This is a genomic window from Desulfatiglans anilini DSM 4660 (assembly GCF_000422285.1).
Classification (GTDB): domain Bacteria; phylum Desulfobacterota; class DSM-4660; order Desulfatiglandales; family Desulfatiglandaceae; genus Desulfatiglans; species Desulfatiglans anilini.
Genome location: NZ_AULM01000043.1, coordinates 1 through 24,462, shown reverse-complemented (window position 1 = coordinate 24,462; position 24,462 = coordinate 1). Strand labels below are relative to the sequence as shown.

Sequence of the window (24,462 nt, the reverse complement as noted above, 5' to 3'; positions counted from 1 at the left end):
CTACGAAACAGTACTTCGCGGACGAGTACGCCACGGCGGCGTGAACCGTTATTCGGAGGCAGGAATGGCCAAGAAGACCGCGCAGGCACAGATGTGCCCGGAGGCCTACCGAGCAAGGCTTGCCGGAGTGGAACTGGTCAGCATTGCGCTTGAATCCTTTACATTGAAAACCGACAGGAGCCGGCTCGGCGAGGGGATGAAACTCAGCGTAAAACACAAGGTCGGTTACGAGCCCCTGGATAATGGGTCTGTAACACTTTCGATCGCCTACGATCTCACTGCCACCCGGTCAAACAAGAGAGAGGCTGCTGTCACCCTTTCGGCGGCGTTCTCGGTGGTGCTCGATTCAGACGAACCTCTCATGGAGGCGTTCCTGGATATCTTCACGAAGGTGAACCTTCCGGTGAACACCTGGCCTTACTTCCGGGAACTGGCGCAGAACATGCTCCAGCGGGCGGGGTTGCCTCCGATCACGCTGCCTTTCTGGAGGAGTTAAAAGAACGGTTTTTAACGGCCTGTGAAGAACCGGGGGACTCGGTTGGCCATTTCATCCGTCAGCCTCCGCAGACATATCGCAGCGAGCGAGGGAGCAGCCCCCCATCATGATCCCTTCCGTACTTTCGCAGCAGCTCAGGCAGGGCGTCGAGGACTTCCTGCGGACGACCTTCCCTGTCGCGACCCACCACTTCAACGGCATCCTGGAACGGCTCCTCGCGCAGGAAGAGGGCGTCTTCAAGGGGCCCTACGTTTCGATCCAGCTCCCGTTCCGCCAGGGTGCGGCGGGGCCCGACTTCTTCCCCGAAGTCCCCATGCGATTCATCCCCCATTTGCACCAGGAAAAGGCCTTCGAACGGCTTTCCGGCGCGTCGCCGCGCTCGACCCTCATCGCCACGGGAACCGGGTCGGGCAAGACCGAGTGCTTCACGCATCCCATTCTGGAGTATTGCAGGCTCCATGCGGGGGAGCCCGGCATCAAGGCCATCCTCATCTACCCCATGAACGCCCTGGCGCTGGACCAGGCCGGGCGCCTGGCACGCCACATCTACGCCAACCCCTCCCTGAAGGGGCAGGTCACGGCGGGGCTCTATGTGGGGCAGAGCGAAAAGGACCCGAGGATGGTGATGACGGCGGAGGGGATCATCAGCCACAAGGAGACCCTTAGGAACGCCCCTCCCGACATCCTCCTGACTAATTACAAGATGCTGGACTACCTGCTGATCCGTCCGAAGGACCTTCCGCTCTGGCGGGGCAACGGCCCCGGGACGCTCAGGTACCTTGTGGTGGATGAGCTGCACACCTTCGACGGGGCGCAGGGGACCGATCTTGCCTGCCTGATCAGGCGCCTCAAGGCCCGTCTGGGTACGCCTTCGGGGCGCCTGTGCTGCGTGGGGACTTCGGCCACCCTGGGCAGCCGGACGGAGGAGGAAGCCTTGCGCCGGTATGCGGAGGAGGTGTTTGGAGAGCCCTTCGACCGGGCGGCGGTGATCATGGAGGAGCGGTTGAGCGCCGGGGAGTTCCTGGGGGAAAGCCTCATCCCGCGGGCGGCCCTGGTGCCGGCGGAAAAGGCGGAGGCGCTCGAACCGGACCGCTACGCAGACTGCGAAGCATACCTCACGGCCCAGGCCCTGCTCTGGTTCGGTGAAGGGGAGAACGCCGTCAGGGCCGATGAAGCGGGGTGGTGTTTCAGGGTGCCGGAACTCCTCAAGGGGCACCTGTTCTTCCATAACCTGCTGAAGGTCCTGGCAGGGCGGATTCGAAGCCGCCGCCACCTCCTGGACGAGCTGGGCCGGGTGACCCCGGAGTTCAGGGAGGGGAACGAGCTTTACCGCATCCGGGTCCTCGACAGCTTTTTGGCGCTCGTTTCGGCCGCCCGCACCGGGGAATCCGTCAGCCCTCTGCCGTTCCTGAATGTCCGGCATCAGCTCTGGCTCCGGGAACTCCGCCGGATGGTGGCCGAGGTCTCGGGGAGGCCTTCCCTGGCTTTTGCGGACGATCTCACCGTGGAGCAGCTCAAGCGGCATCTTCCGCTGGTCCACTGCCGGGAGTGCAACAGCATGGGCTGGGCCGGGGTGAAGCGGAAGTCCGACACGGCCGTGAACCCGGACCTGAAAACCTTTTACACCGCCTTCTTCCAGGGCGATCCGAAGGTGGTCTTCCTGTTCCCTGACGACACAGAGGAGCGAAGCCTTCAGATGGACGGCCGCCTGGCGCGGCTGTGCTGCGACTGTTTGCACCTGACGGCCAATCCGAAGCAGGAACAGTGCACGGCCTGCGGCGGGGAGGCGCTGGTGCGGGTTTTCGTGCCGGCGCTCAGGACCCGGAACGTGAAGGGGCGCAGCGTCGCGAGCTTCGACTGCCCCTATTGCGGGGCGCGCAAGGGCCTCACCATCCTCGGTTCCCGCGCGGCGAGCCTCACGAGCGTTCTGATTGCGCAATTGAACGCCTCCACCTTCAACCACGACAAGCGCCTCCTGACCTTCTCCGACTCGGTCCAGGACGCCGCCCACCGGGCGGGGTTTTTTGCGGGGCGGACCTACCGCTTCAACTTTCGGGGGGCCCTCCAGCAGTATGTGCTTTCGGAGACCAACGGGCACTCGCTGGCGACCCTGCCCGAGGGGTTCATCCGCTATTGGTCGGAGCGGATGGACGAGGGGCGCTTTGTCTCGACGTTCCTGGCGCCGAACATGGCCTGGTACGCCGATTACGAGGTCCTGAAGGCCACCGGCGGCCTCCCTGCGGATTCCGACCTGCCGGCCGAGGTCGAAAAGCGCATCGGATGGGAGATCCTGGCCGAATACGGCTTCGGGGCGAGGATCGGACGGACCCTCGAAAAGAGCGGCTCGTCGGTCCCGTATACGGACCCCGGCCCGCTGGCAGAGGCCGCGCGGCTGAGCCTCCTGGAGGCCCGGAACCAGCTGGAAGGACTGCGCCGGGTCGGCGAGGAGCGGTGGTGGAGCTTCATCCTGGGCGTGCTCGCGCACATGCGGGTGCAGGGCGGCATGCTGCACCCGGTCCTCGAGCGCTACATCCAGGAGTGGGGCAACACCTACCTGCTCAATCGGATCCCGTGGATGCCCGGGTTCGGCCCGGACGCACGCGCGCCATCGTTTCTCACCACTGCAAGGGGGCATCGATTCGAGACCCTGCTCGCAGGCGGCCGGGGAGGGCGCACCTGGTGCGAGGCCTGGGCCGAGAAGTGCTTTGCCGAGCGGTATCCTTTTGTGAGGGAACTCACGGCCAGCGTGTACGACATTCTTCTGACGACCCTGGTGCGGGCGGGCATCCTGGAGGAGAGGGTGGTCCGAAACGAGCGCCTTTGGGGGATTGCGCCCTCCGCCTTGAAGGTCAGCCGGCAGGTGGTCCAGTTCCGGTGCGGGCGCTGCAGCCACCATGTGTCGGTGGCCGAGGAGGAGGCGCCTTTCTGGGAAGGGGCTCCGTGCCTTCGGTTCCATTGCAGCGGGGCGTACGAGCGCGAGGATCGGAAAGCCGATTATTACGGGAGGCTTTACGCTACGGGGGACATCGAACGGATCTTTGCGGCGGAGCACACGGGGCTCCTCGAGCGGGAGGAGCGGCAGCGGCTGGAGGCCGCCTTCAAGGCCGTGGACCGGCGGCCCTGGGACCCGAACCTCCTCTCCTGCACGCCCACGCTGGAGATGGGGATCGACATCGGGGAGCTTTCGAGCGTCATCCTTTGCTCGGTTCCGCCCGCCCCGGCCAACTACCTTCAGCGCATCGGGCGCTCGGGGCGCCGCAACGGCAACAGCCTCGACTTGACCCTGGCCAATGCACGCCCGCACGACCTCTATTTCTTCGCTGAGCCGGAGGCCATGCTGAGCGGCCGTATCGAGCCACCGGGCGTCTTTCTGAACGCCTCGGCGGTGCTGGAGCGGCAGTTCACCGCCTTCTGCCTGGACCGCTGGGTGGAGACCGGGATCGGCGAGCACGCGATTCCAGCGAGGCTCCGCCAGGTCCTGGAGGCGCTCGAGCCGGTCAAGCCGGACCGTTTCCCCCACAATTTCCTGGCCTTTATCGAGGCGAACCGGGCGGGGCTGCTGGACGGGTTCCTGGAGGCCTTTCCCGGGGTCCTGAGCCCCGATTCGGTGAAGCACCTGAAGGCCTTCGTGGAAGGGAGGCATGGGCAGGAAGGAAGCCTGGCATACCGCATCCTGGAAGGGCTCTTTTTTCAGCAGAGGGAGCGGGACTCCCTCAAGAGGAAGATCAAGACCCTGACCGGCAAGATTGCCCGGAAGAAAAAGGAGGCGGCGCAGGACGCGCACCACGGGGAGGAACTGGAGGAACTGGAGCGCGAAAAGAGCGGGCTCCGGTCCCTCCTGGCCGGCATCGGAGACAAGCAGACCCTGAACTTCATGTCGGACGAGGGATTGATCCCCAATTACGCCTTTCCGGAGGCGGGGGTGCTGCTGCGCTCCATCGTTTACAGGCTGAGGAAACGGCTCCGGGAGGGCGACCGCCGCTACGAGACCTTCACCTACGAGTACGAACGGCCGGCCATGAGCGCCATCAGCGAACTCGCCCCCGCCAACCACTTCTATGCGGGCGGGCGCAAGGTGCGCATCGACCAGGTGGGGCTGGACGTCTCTGAGATAGAAAACTGGCGGTTCTGCCCGAACTGCGAGTGGATGGCCCTGGCGGGGACCGTCCTCGAAACTGGCCCCTGTCCCAGGTGCGGGAGCCCCCTCTGGGCGGACGCGGGCCAGGTGCGGCCGATGCTTCGGATGAGGAAGGTGGTGGCCAGCACGTCCGACAGTGAAAGCCGCATCAGCGACGACAGCGAAGACCGCGACCCGGTTTTCTACAATCGGCAGATGATGGTGGGGTACGACGAGAAGGACATCACCGACGCCTACAAGCTCGAAACCGACCAGATGCCTTTCGGCTTCGAATTCCTGTCGCGCGCGCAGTTTCGGGAGATCAACTTCGGGGAAAGCGATGAGAACGGACCGAAGGTGGCCATCGCCGGTGTGGAGATGCCGCGCAAAGGGTTCACCATCTGCAAGCACTGCGGCAAGGTTCAGGATCGCACCGGTGAGATCCGGCACGCCCTCTTCTGCCCTTCGCGGCACAAGGAGTCGGATGCCAATCTGACGGAGTGCGTCTATCTGTACCGCGAGTTTTCATCGGAGGCGATCCAGTTCCTGCTGCCGGTGACGACCTTCGAGGGGGCCGAAAAAAAACTGCACAGCTTCATCGCGGCGCTGCACCTGGGTCTGAAGCGGTTTTTTCACGGGAACATCGACCACCTTCAGACCACGGTCCATGAGGAACCCATCCCGGGCTCGGCGCAGCGCAAGAAGTACTTGGTCCTTTACGACACGGTGCCCGGAGGCACAGGCTACCTGAAGCAGTTGATGCGGTCGGAGCAGCCCCTCATCCAGGTCTTCGAGACGGCGCTGGAGACGCTGAGGGCCTGCGCCTGCAATCAGGATCCCGAAAAGGACGGCTGCTACCAGTGTCTCTATGCCTACCGAAGGAGCCATCAGATGGCCGGAACGTCGCGTGAGACGGCCGTCGGCATGCTGTCGGACATCCTGCGGCACAGGGAGAAACTTGTCCGCGCCGAGAACCTCAAAGGGGTCCAGCTGAACGCCCTGTTCGACAGCGAGCTGGAGGCGCGCTTCGTGGAGGCCCTTCGCACGGCCTCGAGCGGAGGGGTGCAGGCCTTCATGACCAAGGAGGTGGTGAACGGCAAGCCGGGCTACTACTACCGGATTGGTGAAAGGGCCTACTACATCGAACCGCAGGTGAAGCTCGGACCCGGCGACGGGGTGGGCGTGCCCTCGAAGGCCGATTTCGTTTTCCGGCCTGCGCGCGCACAGGACGGCGGGCTGCCGGTGGCGGTCTTCACGGATGGTTTCGCTTACCACAAGGACCGCATCGGGGAGGATATGGCCCAGCGCTGCGCCATTGCCCGCAGCGGAAACTTCCATGTCTGGTCGCTTTCCTGGCGGGACGTGGAAAACCGCTTCAAGGGCCAGGGGGATTATTTTCAGAACTACCTGACGCTCGAAGGGGAGGGCCCGCAGCAGAAGTACAAGGCCTTCGTGACGCGGTACGGGCTCGGCAGCCTGCAGAAGGTGAATATCGAGGACAGCTTCGCGGGCCTGATCCGGTACCTGTCGCAGCCGGAGCCGCAGAAGTGGGCCTTCCACGCTTACGTGCACGCCCTGATGCATGCCGCCGACAGGGAGGCGGCTTCTTCCCAGGCGAAGGAGGCCTGGCTGGCGGGCCTGGGGAAGGACATGCCGGACGAGCTCTCGGACCTCCTGTTCGATCTCGGCGGCCCCTGCCTTTACGGGGTGTACGCGCCGGAGGGGGCCGAAAATCTGCTGCGTCTCTATGTCTGCGTGGCCATCGAGGCCGTCAAGTCGCGCGACCCGGGCGGCATGCGGGTGGCCTGCGCGCTCGCCTCGGGTGAAGAGGCCAGGGCCAAGGGGGCGTTCGAGGCGGTGTGGAACGGCTACCTGCGCTTGTACAACCTGATGCAGTTCCTGCCCGAGGTGCTTTTCAGCACAACGGACGCGGGGGTTCGGCTTTCCGCCTACAAGGCGGCGCTCGAAAAGCGGCGGAGGGGCCCGACGCCTTCCCTGGATCGACGACAGGCGTGGAAAGAGGTCTTCGAACTGGCGGAGGAATCCGTGCGCGGGGTCGTCGAAAGCCTGGCGGAGGGCGGCGCCCCCCTGCCGGAAGCGGGCTACGAACTCGCCGATGGCGCGGGGGAAATCGTGGCGGAGGCGGAGCTGGCCTGGCCTGAGCGCAAGGCGGCCGTCCTGCTGCCTTCGCAGGAAGGCTTCGCCGGGCGGTTCCAAGAGGCCGGGTGGAGGGTGTTCGCCCTGGCGGAGCTGACGCCGCATCCGCCGGAGCTCCTATGCCTGCTCAAATCGTAGCGAAGAGGTGATGATGGCTGTATCCCACGGGGTGAAAGTAGCGGTTGCATCGGATTTTCTGAATTCTTTCTCGCGGATTCCAAGGCGCCAGCAGGCGAAGGTCCTCGACTTCGTGACCCGGTTCCGTGCTGATCCCACATCCACCGGAATCCATTATGAAAAGATCGCCAACGCGGCCGACGCCAACATGCGGTCCGTGAGGATCGGGGATGACTATCGTGGCATCGTGCTGAAACCCGAGGCCGGCAACGTGTACCTGCTTCTGTGGGTGGACCATCACGACCGCGCGTACCAGTGGGCCGAAAGAAAGCGGTATCGCATCCACCCTGAGACCGGGAGCATCCAGCTGATCGAGGTGGAGGAGGGCGCTCCAGAGCCCGCGGAGAAGGCGGAGGGCGGGCAGGAGGATGCGGGATTGTTTGCCGGCATTCGCGACCGGCAGCTTTTGAGGCTCGGCGTGCCGGAGGAAAAGCTCAATTGGATCAGGACGCTGAGCTCCCAGGAAGAACTCGACCGAGCCATGGACGACCTGCCCCAGGAGGCCTACGAGGCCCTCTTTTTCCTCGCGGACGGGTATTCCTTCGAGGAGGTCTGCCAGGAATTCGGGAGGACGGACCAGGATCAGGCGGTCGACACGGCGGATTTCGGATCGGCCCTCGAGCATCCGGATTCCAGAAGACGCTTTGTGGTGGTAGAGGACGATCTCGTGCTGGCAGCGATACTGAACGCTCCGCTGGAAAAATGGCGGATTTTTCTTCACCCCTCCCAGCAGAAGCTCGTGGAGCGACATTGGAACGGGCCCGTGAGGGTCTTGGGGGGAGCTGGCACGGGCAAGACCGTCGCAGCGATGCACAGGGCCAGATGGCTGGCGGAAAGCATTTTTCAGGGGGACAACGACAGGATCCTGTTCACCACCTTTACCCGGAACCTGGCAACGGATATCGAGGAAAACCTCTCCAGGATATGCGCCCGCGAGGCGATGCGCCGCATCGAGGTCATCAATCTGGACCGTTGGGTTGCGAGGCTCCTGAAAAAGAAGGGATACCGTTACCAGATCGACTACGGTGATCGGACCCGCGACCTGTGGCACAGGGCCGTGGACCTGGCCCCGGCAGAGCCGGACCTGCCCCTCTCTTTTTACCGGGAGGAGTGGGAGAGGGTTGTGCAGCCGCAGGAGATCGACACGGTCGAGCAATATATGAAAGCCTCGCGCCTGGGCCGCGGCGCGCGCTTGAACCGCAAGTCGCGCAGGGAGGTGTGGAAGGTCTTCGAGGAGTACAGGGCGCTTCTCAATGAACACGGGCTCCGGGAAAGGGAAGATGCCCTCGAGGATGCCCGCCATGTGCTGGAATCGGCCTCCGACTTTTTCCCCTATCGAGCCGTCGTTGTGGACGAGGCCCAGGACATGGGGCCGCAGGCCTTCCGCCTGATTCGGCGAATGGTGCCGGAGGAACAGGCTGAAAACAGCCTTTTTATCGTCGGGGACGCCCACCAGAGGATTTACCGTCACAAGGTGGTTCTCGGGCAGTGCGGCATCGACATCCGCGGCCGAAGCAGAAAGCTCAGGATCAACTACCGCACGACGGATGAAACGCGCAAATGGGCTGTGGGGCTCCTCGAGGGCGTAACTGTGGATGATCTTGACGGGGGGGTGGATGACCAGAAGGGATACAAATCGCTTACCCACGGCGCCGCGCCCGAGATCAGGCGCTTCGGCTCTTTTCGCGAAGAGGCCGGCTTCATCGCGGCCCATCTGCAGGAGAGCGAATCGAAGGGCGAGGCGCTGAAGGAGTCCTGTTTGGTGGTCCGAACCAATGATTTGCTCAGCCAGTACGAAAGCGCTCTTTCCGAAAAGGGGATCGAGACGTACCGCATCCGGAGGAGCCAGCCCGAGGACCGCGCGGCCCCCGGGCTCCGGTTGGCCACCATGCACAGGGTCAAGGGGCTGGAATTCGACTGGGTCATCATCGCCGGCGTGAACGAAGGCGTGGTGCCGTTTGCGGGGATCGGAGCCGATTCCGCCGACCCGGTGGTTCAGAGGGAGACCGAGATTCAGGAGCGCGCCCTCCTCTACGTGGCATCGACCCGGGCCAAGAAGGAGGTGCTCGTGACCAGTTTCGGGGAGCCGAGCCGGTTCCTGTCCGAGTGAGAAGGGTGAAAGCCCGGATCATCCTTGTCCTCTCCGAAGGGATCAGGTGCGCCAAACAGCTGGAATAAAAACTGAAAAATGCGGCAGCAAACCTGTCCGGGTTAGCCGCGATGATGGGAGGTGATCGAGGGCCAATGGACTTGCAGTCACTCTTGAGAGCGGTGATTTCATTTCGGGATGAGCGTGATTGGGCGCAGTACCATAATCCCAAAGACCTGGCGATCTCTCTTTCGCTGGAAGCAGCAGAATTGCTGGAGATTTTCCAGTGGAAGAGCCCGGAAGAGGTGCAGGCCATGAAATCGGACGAACAGGCTTGCCGGCGGGTCAAGGAGGAATTGGGGGATGTTCTCATTTACGCATTGAACCTGGCCAATGAATTCACGTTCGACCCGGCGGAAGTGGTGTTGGAGAAGCTCGCCATCAATGGCCGGAAATACCCTGTAGAGAAAGCAAAAGGCCGCGCGGACAAATACAGCGCCTATGAGGAATGACCGTCATGCGATTCTATATCGGCGTCACGGACGATGAATGGTTCGGCTTCCTGGCTGGGTTGCCTGGGATTGACGAGGTCAACTTCTGGCAGCCGGGCGGCGCATCCGGCAGATTCAAGGTCCTGCAGCCCGGAGAACCCTTTCTGTTCAAGCTCCATGCACCCAATCATTTCATTGCCGGCGGTGGCTTCTTCGCCCACCACAGCGTTCTGCCATTAAGCCTTGCATGGGAGAGTTTCCGGGAGAAGAATGGAGCCTCGTCTTTTCTCAGTATGAAACGGCTTATAGAGAAAAGGCGCAGGGCGGACAAGTCCTTTGAAGATTACAAAATCGGCTGCATAATCCTGACGCAGCCCTTCTTCTTCAGGCGGGAGGATTGGATCCCCGTGCCCCCTGATTTCAGCCCGAATATTGTCCGAGGCAAGACGTATGACACGGTTACCTTTCATGGCCGTGCCTTGTGGGAGGCCGTATCTGAAAGGCTGGCGTTGGCTCAGCCCTATCCAGATTTTACAGGGGAAAAACCGGTTGCTGAAACTCCGGGAGGGTATGGCAAGCCTGTAACCATACAGCAGCGCCTCGGTCAGGGGACCTTCAGGGTGATGGTGACGGACGCCTATGAACGGCGTTGCGCCGTCACGCAAGAAAAAACCCTTCCTGCCCTGGAGGCTGCGCACATCAAGCCCTTCAGCGAGTCGGGCCCCCACCGGGTTGATAATGGACTGCTGCTGCGATCAGACATCCATAAGCTTTTTGATGCGGGGTATGTGACGGTGACTCAAGAGCATCGCTTCATCGTGAGCCGCCGGATCAGGGAAGAATTTGAAAATGGCCGCTTGTATTACGCGCTGCATGGTAACAGAATCCACCTGCCGCTGGATTCGCGTTTCAGGCCGGGCGGAGAATATTTGATATGGCACAATGAGCACTGCTTCAAAGGTTGAGTGCGGATCAAGGTTATTTCAGTATGACAGTAAGGGGAAAAACAGAATAATTTTAGTTTTTTATTAAAACCTAATCTGGTTGAGCGGTACAAGAATTGTCAAAATTTTAAGAAATAAGGTGGCGTTTAAATGGTCATAATAATTAGTGCAAGTTGATCAAATATACCAAAAAATAGACGCGAAAGCTTATGTTGTAGATACATAATAAATATATAAAATTAAGTTAACAAAAAGTTTTAAAAAATAAATTTTAAAACTTTGGGAGTCAACAGCTATATAAGCTGCTATACACACGATTATCGGATTACGAATATTTAATAAGGATAAAATTGAATGTGGGATTTATTGCCTGGGCTTACAAGGCTGTTGGGTAACCTCGAAATAAATGGTCTTACCAACATTTATATTTTATTCCTTCTGGTCATGTTCCTGTTTTTTTTGACCTACTCCTTGATTCCTTTGTGGCAACGCTCCCTTCAGCTGAAAAGAAATCGGTGGCTGATAACTAGGGAGCTCAAAAAACACAAGGATGTCGCCACTGCCCGAAGAGAAATTCAGTTCAAGGTCTTTTCCAAAACCAGATGGGCCAGTCAGAGCTTCAGTGAGTTCCGGAGCGCGTGGGAACAGGCCTTGGTGCGAGGAGAAGGCAAGGCTGCTTGTCCCGTACGACTTGCAGATTTCATGACACAGCAGCGCGTTCTGGACAATGCAACAAATCACCGGCTGGCGGAAGCCCTTCCGGGGGTCTTCGTGGCTTTGGGTATTTTTGGGACCTTTCTGGGCCTCGTGCTCGGATTGCAGGGTCTGCGAATCGACGAGTACGCCAATCTCAAGGAAGGAGTTGGGCAGCTCATCTCTGGCCTCTCGCTTGCGTTTTACACGTCTCTTTTTGGTATTATCTTCTCGATCCTTTTTTCTTTTCTCTACCGTGTTAGCGTGCGTAGTCTTGAAAAATCATTTATTCGCTTCGATGACGCTGTCGCGAGCCTTTTCCCTTATTATTCTGGAGAGTATTACGCGCGCAGCATTATCGAGTTCCAAGCTGATATAAAGCAAGGTTTGCAGACTTTGGCTACAGACTTGGCTACTAAAATCACAGGTGCCTTAGCGCCAGCAATGGATGAAGTTCTCACAAACCACTTGGTGCCTGTTTTAAAAGAACTACAGGCGTCTATTTTGAAGAATATCAGCGACTCGAAAAACGAAACACAGCAAGTCTATACAAATGTGAATCAATCAATTGAAAAAATGAGTACTGTTATTAGGAGTCATTTTGAAGATTCTCAAGCCAAACAATCACAAGCTATGGAAGCCGTCCTAAACGAATACATAGCACGGATGAATGCGACATTCGAAACAGAATTTAAAGAATTAGGTAGAGTTATTGAAGATACTATCCACGTTCAAAGGGAAATCAAGAATGAAATTGTTATTTTTACAGGCCAGCTTCAAAAACAATTTAGTGTGCAAAATGAGCTTATCGACAAGACAAGTGGGGCAGCACGGATTCTGAGTGAGAGCCTGGAAAGTTTAGAAACAATATCCGGCGCGATGAAAGCATCAGCGGAAAGCATAAGCTCAACTGCTAATCTTCTCGAACAGGCAGCAGAAAAAGCAAAAGAAGGTCACGAAATTCTAGAAGAATCGATGGAGCACCAAAAACGGGTAATTCATGAAACCATGGTTGGCCTGGAAGAGGCTTGGAAGAATATTACAGGAAATTTCCAAGGACTTATTGCACAGACGAAGGAAGTCATTCGTGAGCTCAATGAAGGCATAGGTGACCAACTCGCGAAAGCCTTGAATGCGTTTGACAGCAAAGTTGCTGAAGTCATAGAGCGATTCAGCGGAACCCTTTTTGAGACCAAAGAAACGATCGACGACTTGCCTAGAATAATGGCGAAAATGCAGGATAATCTACAATCAATCATTCCTATTGTGGCTGATGAAAAGGCGATATTATCTGATTTAAAAGATTCATCCGAAGGTATTGTTTCCCAAAATCTAGAAAAAGCGATTGATATATCTAAATCATTGAATGAAACTATACAAAGTGTCCATATGACTATGGGAAAAATGGATTCTATTATTAATATAATGCCTTCGAAATTAACGAGTGTTTTTGCTGAATTTGAGAAATCTGCACATATGATGACTGATGATTTAAAAGATTTTTTAGGAGCGATGAAAGAAGCTCTTGATCAGCGCTTAGTCATCAATTCTGTCAGTGGTTCAGGGAGTGCAGAATTGCTTGAAGTTATGAATAGGATCCAGAATAGTGCCGACAGCTTTGCTGCCAGACAGGAAGAATTGAAGGCTACGCTAGATTCTTTTGAAAGTGGCTTCCAGGTTCTGGGAGGTAAATTAGAGAAATTTGGGAAGGACCACGATGCAGAGATTGATGGTATCTTTGGAAAGATTGATACCATAATGAAAGCGACTATTGACGCCAATCTGGAGATAACGAAGAAAACGGACTCGGCTTTCGTGGGATTCAGTGATTCGCTATGGAAAGTGTCTGAGAGACTCGAAGCCCTGAGAGAGCTTTTGGCAGCGGAAGAAAAGAAGGGTGGTTTTTTTGGGTGGATGGGTAAGAAATGATGCTGATCCGAAGGAATGGCGCTCAGCCTGCATGGCCTAGACGGGATTCCCCCAGACCTGAGAGTTTCTGGGCGTCCTACAGTGACCTCATGGCAGGCCTTCTGATGGTTTTCGCCCTCACGACCGTGATTACGTTGCTCGATATAGGTAAGCGCTTGATCGAACCCACTCATGCTGTGAAGGAGTGGGAAAAGGTCGTCGAAGAGATTTGTCATGATCCAGATCTAGCCCGGCTTGAAAATGTCAGGATTGACTGCAACAGCGGCGCTTTGATCATTAGCGACGAGAATCTACGATTCGGTTTTTCAACAACCGAACTGGGTGAAGAAGCCGAAGGAGTATTGCGCGAAGCCGTCCCAAAGTATATGTCAATCATCTATAAATATCCAAAATTCTTGGATCGAGTGGAAGTGATAGAGATTTCGGGCCATACCGATAGAGAGGATGCTTCAGGAGCGAACCCCTATTATTCCCGTGAGAGAGCGGGGCAGGTTTTGGCGTTTCTCATGAAGGAACCATCAATGAAGCCTTATGAAGGACTCCTCAAGGAAAAGGCAATTACCGCAGGGTATTCAGACACGAAGTGCCCCGCTGAGTGCTTGGAGGGTAAGTGTGACGCTGCGCGAAGGGTTGAAATCTGTATCCGTCTCAATGACAGAGAGGTCTTGAGAGAATTTTTGAACATTCTGAGGCAGATTATCGGTGATGTATGAGGATCGAGTTTTTTCCAGAAAGATTGGACGCGGCGCTGGGTTTGGTGAGGACCAAACATCCGGTTCGAGGCAGCGGCCTGATTGAGCCATCTCAACTTCTATGTGATCAAGTGCGTGAAAAGTTGGTTGGTACTCCCGATGAGGCAATCGAGAGGTTGGCCTTTGATATGAGTGCGAGTGAATTAGCCGCTTGCCTTGAAATTGTCATTTACGAAAGGGAGAAGGAAGTGGCGGAAAAAGCCTCCCGGATCGTCCTTCTAAGGCCGAAAGAAAAGATCATCCGGCGGGCCTGGTTTCGACTGATCCGGATGTATCCGAATGATTTGCTGGAAGAAACTTTGAAAACGCATTTTTTGAAAGAAGGCTATGACGCGATTCTCTCGGCCAATGAGGTTTCGGATCGGGTCATTTTTTGGTTTCGCGAAAAGACGCTCGGTTCAGGGGTTGCCAAGGATTTGGCCAGGAGCAAACTAAATATTCGTCTAAATGAATATCTTGATCGATCTTTTCTTTCACCGGAGGCTGGACTCCATAAGGAGGCCTGGCGATGGTTTCTCCTCCACGCTGAGGCATCGAGTCTTCTAAAGGAGCGAGCTGAAACGATTCTCAGCCAGTGGGGGAGAGTGGAGAATGCGGCGTATCTAGCTGCTTTCTGTCAGCACTATCTAAACGAAATCCATGAGTTAAAAGAGTGGCAGGAGCCTATTCTGGAGTTTATTGAACGTCGTTTTGGCGAGCCGTCTGCTGACATTGGGAAGGGTACCTCGGAAACGCCGTTTTGGCGAGATGTGTCATCTGCTGCCAAAGGAGCTTTCAGAAAGTGGCTTATGATCAGGCATGTAGAGGCATTCTTTGAAGGAGATCGAGCAGAATTTTGGAAGAAATTCCTAAATGCAGGGTTTGTGGAGCGGGTTCGGGAGATCCTTAATAGAGAAGGCTTCATGATTGATTTTGGATCCTTTGGTGTTATCGAATTCAAGAATATTGGGAATGCAGCTTACGTTTACCCACGCGATATTTTCGTAAAATATTGGAACAGATCTGATTCATTGACGAAGGCTATTATGTTCAAGCAAAAAAGCAAAACAATTAAACACAGGGATTTGCTTTTTTGGGACGGTAGAATTATTCATAAGAGAGGTTGGCAAGCGGATACTTATACAAGAATTAGTAAGTTATTGGGCGTATAATGATTCTTTTTGGAAAAAAATCAAAATCGCTGCTTTCAAAGAACTATTCTGAGCAGGGGATCCAATTTTCAATTGAGGGTAAAGGGCGCCCGGTTTTTCCATTGAACAATAATGGCCCTGAAACACTTTCGGCATTGATGTCGCAGGGTGCATTGTGGTCTGCACTCGATCAACTTTGGGCGGCTGAAATGCTGCGGATTGGTGAAGATTCGTGGATTGTGCCCTATTCCGTTTACGACGAGGTCAAAGAGGAAGATGATTTTGAACTTTTTTCGATCCTCGGGTTACCTGAGCCGAAAGAGTTGGAAATCAGGGTTTCATCTGTATCACATGTTGGTGATCCAGATTTTAGAATAGAGGTCGAAGCCCATCATCCTGAATTTGGACGCCTGCGTGAATGCGATTATCCTCGCATCGGTTGTGTCTTCTTCCTTGATAGGGAAAGAATTGTTCCACTCGCGAATGAACAAAGGCAGGTTTTCGATGCGGCAAGCGTCGACAGGGACAAACTCAGTAGCATCGACCAGCGGATGGCGTATTTGGCTCGTACTAAGAAAGCGGCTCTGGCCGCGGGTGCAGTTCTGGACGATTACATCCGTAACGAGGAGTATGAGTTTCGCGATCAGGCCGCACTGGATGTGAGGGAGGATTCCCCCCAAGAGCTCACCTTGATTCCAAAAATAGAAGGGCTGGATGAATATGGATACGAAAAGGGTGAGAATTTGTTGTCGGAAACGCTGCCGGCGGTGCTCACAAAGGTTGTATCGGGGAAGGGAAGAAAAAGGTTGGTTATAGATGGCGCTTTGCGAGAAAAACTTTCAGTCTTGCCAAGAAAAGGAAAAATTACAAATAGCGGGGTGCCCCGCTTCTTGATCAATCCTGAAGAGGTGGTTCCCGAAGGGATTGACCTCTCCTCTTTTAGTGAGCGTGTCAAAGGTTTCAAAACCAAAGTCTATAACTCACGCCCCTATATTCATGTTCAACGGACCACAGGAGGTTGGCTCGAGGGAATCCCGATGGTGGGTTTTGAAGATTGGTCTCCTGGTGATCCCGAAGATAAGAGCGCTCTGGGACCTTCAACTTCCACAGGTAGCAAACCGGAAGGCCTCTCGGAGCAGACATACAAGGAATTGGCTCAAAGGGCAAAAACAGATGGTAAGGATTTTATCTTTCATGAAGGGGCGTGGATAAGGATTGATGCCGAACAAGCCGAACGGTTTGAAAGGACTTTAGGAAGCTTTTCCAGGACGCCAGAGGGAACCTACAGAATCCCTGCCGGGAGCATTCTAGATATTTATGAGAACCTGGAACTGCTGGAATTTGTAGACCGGGGCTCTCAGTTGACCGGTGAGGCCAGGTTGCTCCCGGAAGACCTCCCCAGCGTTGATCCTCCGTTCGGTCTGAATGCCAGGCTATTTCCACACCAGGTGACAGGATACCGCTGGTTGGCAAGACTCTCGGATTATTCCATTGGTGGTTTGCTCGCAGACGACATGGGGCTTGGGAAGACGATCCAGGCCATAGCTCACTTGGTGAGGCTCAAGGAAATGGGTGTGGAAGGCCCCCACTTAATTATTTTGCCAAAGACCCTGATAGATAATTGGCAGAGGGAGATCGAGCATTGCGCTGGCGAGAGCCTGAGCGTTTGCAGCTATATGGGATCGGGAAGACTCACGGATGCGCGTGTTTTGACTAAATTCGATGTTGTATTAACATCTTATGATACTGTACGCCGAGACCAGGTACACCTCGGTACGATTGGCTGGAATATGATCATCTGTGATGAAGCGCAGTATGTCAAGAACCCGACAACGCAGAGAACAAGCGCGATTAAAGCCTTGAAGTCAAAGCACAGAGCGGCACTGACGGGCACGCCAGTCGAGAACGGGCTAATTGAATTCTGGTGCATAATGGATTTTGTGCAGCCGGGGTTGCTCGGAAGTTGGAGCAGTTTCCGTGAAAATTATGAAAAGCCGATTGTTGAAGGGCAGGCAAAAGAAAAAGATAGAATAATCGAGAAACTTTTGGGTGAAATCAAGGGTTATTACCTTCGCAGGTTAAAATCAGAGATTCTGAAAGACTTGCCACCTAAGGAGATAATTATCGAAGAAGTGGGGTTGAGCGGTGACCAACTTGATCGCTATAGAGACATAGCTCGTAAAGCAAAAACTGGTGGCCGTGGGGCAGCGCTTGGCGCGATCCAACACCTGCTCATGATCAGCGCGCATCCTCTTGGGCTTGGGGAAAGATGGAATGGTCCAAAGGAACTTATGGAGATTGGGTGCGAAAAACTATCTCGGACAATACAAAGATTAAGAGGGATAAAAGAGAGAAAGGAAAAGGCAATTATTTTTACAGATTATAAACACCTCCAGAGAATTCTCCAAGAAGCGATCAAGTGGGAATTCAATCTTTGGCCTGATATCATTAATGGCGATATAAAGCAACATCGGCAGATCATTGTTGATATTTTTTCTGAAAAAAAGGACTTTAACGTCCTTATTCTCAGCCATAGGGTAGCTGGCGTCGGGTTGAATATTACAGCTGCCAACCATGTTATCCATTACACAAGGCCTTGGAATCCTGCGAAGGAAAACCAAGCGACAGACAGGGTGCACCGTATAGGGCAAGAGAAAAATGTGTATGTGTATTATCCGATTGTCAAAAATGACAGATTCGTTACGGTAGAAGATCGTTTGAATGATCTTTTATCATCGAAAGAGAATCTTGCCCGTGAAGTACTCAGGCCATCTTCCGAAGCACGGGTAAACCCCGAAGAATTGCTTGATTGTATTTATATATAAAATCAATCCTGAATCCGTGAGACTCCAGTAACCAGTCGCCTGGTTTCAGGCTCAGAAGCGTAATATCGGCCTGTCCACCGGTGGATGTGAGCCTTCTGAAGCCTCTCCACTCACTATTTGAGTCGTTCTTTGATGCTCTTTGATGAACAGTTATGTTTTATGGCTTTTTTTAGGCATGATTCACCCTGAGATAATCTATCTTGGTTGATGAAATTTCCTGGTTTGCGGATCTAGCCGGATGCCAGGCGGTTGTACACTGCCCCGAAGGCATCAAAAGCCGGACAATGTCGGCTAAAGACGATTTTTAAACGCCGGCCGGTTGTGACCAACCGCGCAGCCAGATACATCAGTTCCTGGATGACCGTTTTGATGCGGCGCCTTTTGGCCGGATGGCGTAAGGGCGAGCGGTCTCCGACGAGGCCCAACTGCCCGATGAAACGCAGGATGTTGTAGGCCAGACCGGCCAAGGTCAAGATCAGGGCATTGGTGGCGAACTTGCCCGATGGCAGGCGTTCCATGTCCATGTCGGATTTGATCTCACTGTGGAACTGCTCGCTGGTGTCTATCCACCCGGGCAGATTCGCCAGACACCGTCTGGCGAATCCATAGGTTCGATGTGCCAAGCCGTGTCTCGGAAATGGGTCGAACCGAAAAAATCCGGGACGCCGTCTCGGATTGTCCCGCTCGATGACCTGATGGCTGCTTTCCCGCTTTCGTGGTCCCATGAGGGCCACTTGTCAAAGGAGATCGAGAACACCCGGCGGTTACTGGATGAAAGGGTGCAACGAAAAACGGGAGATGCACGATGAGCGTGCCGTACCGTTCACCCATCCCCGCTCTCGACCCGGATCCGCAGCGGGAAACGCCCAACGAGTGGACTACGGTGGAGCGCCCGCTCCTGCAACAGTTGGCCGCCATGGGATGGGAGTACCTGAAAGGCGATATGGATTACCCGCAAAAGACCTTGCGGGAAAACTTTCGTGAAGTGCTGCTGCGGGAGCCGTTGCGCAACGCCATCCGCAAAATCAACGCCGCCGAGAATCTGGACGATATCACCATGGACCGGGCCATCCGCGAACTGGAACGATCCGATAAGCCCGGCGGCATGGACCGCAACCGCGAACTGACCGAAAAACTGATCAAGGGGGTTTCGGTGCCGCGGGCCACCGGCGGCGAAAGCCCCCATTCCCGGAATGTGACGGTCCGGTTCATCGATTTCGACCCGGCCGAGCAGGACAATAACTCGTTTCTGGCCATCAATCAGTTCCGCATCGATACCATCGGCCGGGTGGGCTTCGTGATCCCGGACGTGATCCTGTTCGTCAACGGCATTCCCCTCGTCATCATCGAATGCAAGAGCCCCAGCCTGGCCGAGACCGATGACGGGGGTTTCTGGAAACCCGTGGAATCCGGCATCACCCAGTTGCTGCGCTATTCCAATCAACGCGAGGAGGTGGAACTGGAGGAGGGGGTGGAGCATCTCTTCCACTGGAATCAGCTCATGGTCTCCTCCTGCTACTACGCGGCACGCGTCGCCACCTTTGGCGCCGATTACAAACACTATGTGGAATGGAAGGATACCGCCCCATTTACCGAAGCCGAGGTGCTGGCGGAAATCGGCCGGCCGGGAAAGCGTCTGCGCAGCCAGGAAAAACTGGTGGCCGGCATGCTGCGTCCGGCCCATCTGCTCGACATCCTGCGTCATTTTATCCTGTTCCAGGTCGAGGAAGGCAGGCTCACCAAGCTTTGCCCGCGCTACCAGCAGTACCGGGCGGTGCAAAAAGCCATGGTGCGTCTGGCGGAAGGGAAGACGAGAGAACGGTCGGAAAAGCGGCGGGATGAGCGCGGCGGCATTATCTGGCATACCCAGGGGTCCGGCAAGAGCATCACCATGGTGCAACTGGTACGGAAACTGCGCACCACCCCCGGGCTTTGCGGCTTCAAGGTGGTGGTGGTCACCGACCGAACGTCATTGGAGCAGCAGCTCCAGGAGACCGCCAAACTGACGGGTGAGCGGGTCCGGCCGGATAAGGACGACTTCCGATCCGGAGAGTCCGGCAGCGACCGGGTGAAACGGATACTCAGTGAAGACGGCCCGGATCTGGTCTTCTGCATGGTGCAGAAGAATCAGGACCGTGAAGGCGAGGTGGTGGTCCTGGAATATGAGGTGCCGGTCCCGCCGCCTCGGAAGGCTCCATGCGGGGATGTTGTCGATTATCAGGTTGCAGACGGCTTTGACGTGCCAAAAGCCGCTGAAGCAGAATCCCGTTTTAAATTGGCCCAAGGGAGGACGAAAACCCTGCGCCAGGTGATTCGCAACGAAACGGAATATCCTGAGGTGAACCCTTCCGAGAAAATCCTGCTTCTGATCGATGAGTGTCACCGTTCCCACACCTTGAGCCTCCATGCCAACCTGATGCGGGCCTTGCCCAATGCCGCCAAGATCGGCTTTACCGGCACGCCGATCATGAACCGTGATCGCGGCAATACCTTGAACATCTTCGATGACTTCATCGACAAATATTCCATGAAGCAGGCCGAGGAGGACGAGGCGACCGTCAAAATCCTCTACGAAGGCAGGGTGCCCTTGGGGCTGGTGGAGAACGGGGCCCGGCTCGATGCCCAGGTGCCCGTCCGGTTTTCCGAATTCACCGAACCCGAGCAGCAGATCATCATGCAGAAATTCACCACCGAACGGAAGGTGATGGAGGCCTCGAAACTCATTGCGGTCAAGGCCAGGGACATGCTCCATCATTATGTGCGGAACATTCTGCCCGGGAACTGCAAGGCCCAGGTGGTCGCCGTCAGCCAGGAGGCGGTGGTCCTTTACCAAAAAGCCCTGTGCGCTGCCCGTGACGAGCTGGTCCAAGCGGCGGAAGCCATCGACCCGGTCCTGCGGGCCCTTTCCGAAGAGGAACTGCTTCAACGCTCCGAGGACGAGCGCTCCCTGGTGGCGGCATATAAGGAACTGGAACGTGTCAAAGCGCTGGAATTTGCCGCCGTCATTTCAAAGAGGCACAACCAAAGCGCGGATTGGGACCGGTGGACCGACCCCAACACCATTGAAACCCATATCGCCGACTTCAAGAAACCCTTCGAGCATAAGGACAAAGACAAACGCAGCAATCTGGGGATCCTCTGTGTGATGCGGATGCTCTTGACCGGATTCGACGCCCCGGTGGAGCAGGCCATCTACCTTGATCGCCGTATGATCGAGCATGACCTTCTCCAGGCCATCGCCCGGGTCAACCGGAAACGTCTTGGCAAGGAATGCGGGTACGTGATCGATTATATCGGGATTGCCAGGGAGCTGCGGGCGGCCTTGACGGAATCGGAAGAAGGCGGCGAGGGAGGCCCCCGCCCGCCAACGGGCATCGATGGGGTGCGGGATGAAATCCCCCGCCTGAGGGACCGGCACCAGAAGGCCCTCGATGTCTTTCGCACCCGTGGTATCCTGGAACTGATGCCCATCGATCCCTGTGTGGACCTGCTGGAAAACGAAAAAATCCGGGCGGAATTCTTGAACCGGGTGCGGGCGTTTCTGGCAAGCCTTGCCATTGTCATGCCCCGGCCGGAGGCCTTGCCTTTTGTGCGGGACGCCAAGATTTTGGGCTTTATCGCCAAGGTGGCGGCCAATCTCTACCGTGACAACCAGCTGAACCTGGAGGGCGTTGATCGGCGTATGAAGCGGCTGATCGATGAGTATGTTTCGGCCCAGGGTATCGATCCGCGGATTGCACCGGTGCCCATCACGGATATTCATTTTCTGGATGAGGTCAAGCGCAAGAAGAACGCCCGCGCCAGGGCTTCGGAGATGAAGCACGCCCTGCGCCATCAGATCCGGCTTCGCTACGATGAAGATCCTGCGCATTACAAAAAATTGAGCGAACGGCTGGAGGCAATCATCCAGCAGCTCAAAGATAACTGGGAGGCCCTGGAAGAGGCACTCCGAAAATTCATTCGGGATGAATTGGAACGGGAAGGAAAGCAGACCGTGCCGGGACTTGATCCGCGTTTGCACGCCCCCTTTTTCGGGACATTGAAGGAGGCGATTGAAAAAACGCAAGGTCAGGAATTGAAAAGTGATGACCCGGTTTTCAAGGAAGTGGTCGATTTGACCGTGGCCACGGTGGATGAGATTCGGGAAAAAATACGACTGGTTGATTTCTGGCGGGATGAACACAGCCGCCGGTCCCTGGAAAAATCGGTGTACAGGTCCCTCTTGCGAAGCGGGAAGATTGCCAGGGACAAAATAGCGGAACTGGCCACCCGAGTGGTTGACCAGGCCAGAAACCTTCATCGGCTGTTGGTGTGGGGCAATGGAAAGAATCGCGATTAAGGACATCGCTGTCGAGGTGAGACGCAGTGGCCGCCGCAAAACCGTTGAACTGAGCGTGGAACGGGATGGGCGTGTTCTTCTCTATGCCCCGGATAGGGCGGACCAGGAAAAACTGGAGGCCATGGTCCGGGAGAGACTTCTCTGGATCTACCGGCAGCTCGGTCGAAAAGAGGAAGAACTGTACCAGATGCCGGCAAAGGAGTATGTCTCCGGCGAAGGCTTCTATTATCGCGGGCGGAAATACCGGCTGAAGCTCCTCGATGAACCGCAGCCCTTCAGGAATGGGGAGCCGCTTCGTTTCCAAGGGAACCGTTTTCTGATGCCCCGTGCTGTAGCTTCCAGGGGGCGGGAAGTGTTTATTCATTGGTATGGGAAACGTGCTGCCGAGTGGATTCCCAAGCGCGTCCATATGCTGCAAGATCGGGTAGGCATACAGCCGGAATCCATCGAAATTCGTGATCTTGGTTTCCGCTGGGGATCTTGCACGGAGAAAGGGAAGATTCTGTTTCATTGGCGGCTGATCCTTCTGCCACCGGAGCGGATTGATTATCTGATCCTTCATGAGTTGGTACATCTTCACGAACATAACCACAGCCCGGCCTTTTATGAACGATTGAGGCGGGCAGCCCCGGAATATGAAACCCATGAAGAGTGGTTGCGGCGAAACGGAGACCAGTATGGGCTGTAGAAGATGAAGAATCGCTGCCGAACGGGACACACTGTAATGAGCGGAGATCATTAGGGCCAGGATCAAGAATCGCGGGCGCGCGAGGTATGCGGAAAAAATCGGACGAAACGCCGTCCAACCCAAAAAATGCACCGGATAGGACCGGTGATTTTTATCGTTAGATCGTGTCCATTCGGCCGGCGTGTCTCACCTCACCTACATGGACATAGAGGGCTGTCGGAAAAGCTGCGGTTTGTGTTTCAAAAGCAGACGGTATGACCGGAGCGGAATGCCGCGCAGGTCATGGTGTGGGTTCAGTGGCCGGATCGGTTTCCCGGCGTGACACCGGAACGAAGGTTGAAAACCGTCCAGGGGAAATAAAAACAACACAAAAGCCTGAATATCGTAAAACATAATAACCGAAATATAATATGGCTCAAAAACCTAAAAATCGGGTGACTTGATAACCTAAATATGGTAGAACTCGATAACCTAAAAATAACAAGTACACACAACAAGTCAAAAAATGGCAACTCCACAAGATAAACTTGCAGAATCTCTTGCCGTTCTGAAAAAACTTCAGGACGAAGGCCTTGTTGCAATTCATACAAAAAACATGACGCGCACTCACCGGGAACGTCTTGTCAAAAGCGGTTTCATCAAAGAAGTGATGAAGGGATGGTATGTCCCGTCCCGCCCAGAAGAACCAGCCGGAGAGAGTACGGCCTGGTATGCCTCATTTTGGGGATTTTGTGCTGATTATCTTAACTCAAGGTTTGGTGATCAGTGGTACCTGTCCCCTGAACAATCATTGAGCATTCATAGCGGAAACTGGAATATCCCCGGACAGCTATTTGTCCGAACCCCTAAAGGTGGCAATAAACCGACAGCCCTTCTCCATCAAACATCCATACTGGACGCTCGCCTGAAATTTCCAGACAGGAATGATATAGAACGTAAAGAAAACCTGCGGATTATGATCATGCCCGCTGCATTGATTGCATGTACTCCCGGATTTTATTTAAATAATGCTGTAGATGCCCGCGCTGCGCTGTCCATGATCTCTGATGCATCGGAGATTTTACACAGGCTTCTTGAAGGCGGACACAGCACAATAGCCGGAAGGCTTGCAGGCGCTTTTCGAAATATCGGGAAAAACGCTATCGCTGACAATATCATTGAGACAATGAGATCTGCCGGATACAGCATTACAGAAAATGATCCTTTTAATGAAAAACTTGCCATCATTTTTAATGAGCATGAGCTTTCTCCATATGTCAACCGGATACGGATGAACTGGGAAGATATGCGTGGTATTGTCATGGAAACCTTTCCGCAGCCCCCTGAATTTCGCCAGAACACGGATGAATATCTTAAACAAGTCGATGATATATATCTGACCGACGCCTATCATTCACTTTCCATAGAAGGATATCGCGTCAGTGAAGCGCTTATTGAACGTGTCCGCTCAGGAAGTTGGGAGCCGGAAACAAACAAAAGAGATAAGGAGTACGCAGATGCTTTGGCCGCTCGTGGTTACTGGCAGGCTTTTCAGGCGGTAACACTCTTGTCCAAATTAGGAATTGCGGGCGTTTAGGGCGGAGGTGAAGCGCAAGGTGGAGTCGGGAAGGTGATCGAGGTTTCTGGGTATAGCCT

At 55.3% G+C, this 24,462-nt stretch carries 11 protein-coding genes and 2 pseudogenes; 12 read left to right on the top strand and 1 reads right to left on the bottom strand.

The genetic code is table 11. The features are described 5' to 3' along the window. From H567_RS0118660 to H567_RS0118620, 9 genes and pseudogenes are all read left to right on the top strand, one after another. A pseudogene (locus H567_RS0118660) lies at window positions 1-496 on the top strand (hypothetical protein); the annotation flags it as partial. Window positions 497-602: 106 nt separating this feature from the next. Further along, window positions 603-6,908, top strand: a complete 6,306-nt coding sequence (locus H567_RS0118655) for a DEAD/DEAH box helicase (RefSeq protein ID WP_028322557.1) — start codon at window positions 603-605, stop codon at window positions 6,906-6,908. Window positions 6,909-6,918: 10 nt separating this feature from the next. Beyond that, complete coding sequence (locus H567_RS0118650) at window positions 6,919-9,057, top strand: UvrD-helicase domain-containing protein (RefSeq protein WP_051185119.1); 2,139 nt, start codon at window positions 6,919-6,921, stop codon at window positions 9,055-9,057. Between the two features lie 140 nt (window positions 9,058-9,197). After that, entirely contained in the window at window positions 9,198-9,548 is a 351-nt protein-coding gene (locus H567_RS0118645) for a nucleotide pyrophosphohydrolase (RefSeq protein ID WP_028322555.1), read from the top strand. A 5-nt stretch (window positions 9,549-9,553) separates the two neighbouring features. After that, window positions 9,554-10,492: an HNH endonuclease gene (locus tag H567_RS0118640; RefSeq protein ID WP_028322554.1), complete on the top strand. Its 939-nt coding sequence runs from the start codon at window positions 9,554-9,556 to the stop codon at window positions 10,490-10,492. Between the two features lie 333 nt (window positions 10,493-10,825). Further along, the gene (gene zorA / locus H567_RS0118635; protein WP_028322553.1) at window positions 10,826-13,093 is read left to right on the top strand and encodes an anti-phage ZorAB system protein ZorA; all 2,268 of its coding nucleotides are present in this window, start codon (window positions 10,826-10,828) and stop codon (window positions 13,091-13,093) included. Continuing rightward, window positions 13,090-13,806 carry an OmpA family protein gene (locus tag H567_RS0118630; RefSeq protein WP_028322552.1) on the top strand — a complete coding sequence of 239 codons (717 nt, stop codon included), beginning with the start codon at window positions 13,090-13,092 and terminating at the stop codon, window positions 13,804-13,806. The genes zorA and H567_RS0118630 overlap by 4 nt, the downstream gene beginning before the upstream one ends. Next, window positions 13,803-14,996: a hypothetical protein gene (locus H567_RS0118625; RefSeq protein ID WP_028322551.1), complete on the top strand. Its 1,194-nt coding sequence runs from the start codon at window positions 13,803-13,805 to the stop codon at window positions 14,994-14,996. Before H567_RS0118630 ends, H567_RS0118625 begins: the two co-directional genes overlap by 4 nt. Next, entirely contained in the window at window positions 14,996-17,800 is a 2,805-nt protein-coding gene (locus H567_RS0118620) for a DEAD/DEAH box helicase (RefSeq protein WP_028322550.1), read from the top strand. The genes H567_RS0118625 and H567_RS0118620 overlap by 1 nt, the downstream gene beginning before the upstream one ends. 230 nt (window positions 17,801-18,030) lie before the next feature. On the opposite strand, the pseudogene H567_RS25995 reads toward H567_RS0118620, so the two are convergent. After that, window positions 18,031-18,360: pseudogene (locus H567_RS25995) on the bottom strand (transposase); the annotation flags it as partial. Window positions 18,361-18,605: 245 nt separating this feature from the next. On the opposite strand from H567_RS25995, the gene H567_RS0118610 reads away from it, so the two are divergent. The 3 genes from H567_RS0118610 (at window position 18,606) to H567_RS25990 (ending at window position 24,403) form a co-directional block, all read left to right on the top strand. Further along, entirely contained in the window at window positions 18,606-22,139 is a 3,534-nt protein-coding gene (locus H567_RS0118610; protein ID WP_051185117.1) for a type I restriction endonuclease subunit R, read from the top strand. Beyond that, window positions 22,120-22,827, top strand: coding sequence for a M48 family metallopeptidase (locus H567_RS0118605; RefSeq protein ID WP_028322548.1), 708 nt, complete (start codon window positions 22,120-22,122; stop codon window positions 22,825-22,827). Before H567_RS0118610 ends, H567_RS0118605 begins: the two co-directional genes overlap by 20 nt. A gap of 505 nt (window positions 22,828-23,332) precedes the next feature. After that, the gene (locus H567_RS25990; RefSeq protein WP_244155517.1) at window positions 23,333-24,403 is read left to right on the top strand and encodes a hypothetical protein; all 1,071 of its coding nucleotides are present in this window, start codon (window positions 23,333-23,335) and stop codon (window positions 24,401-24,403) included. The last annotated feature ends 59 nt before the right edge of the window (window positions 24,404-24,462 follow it).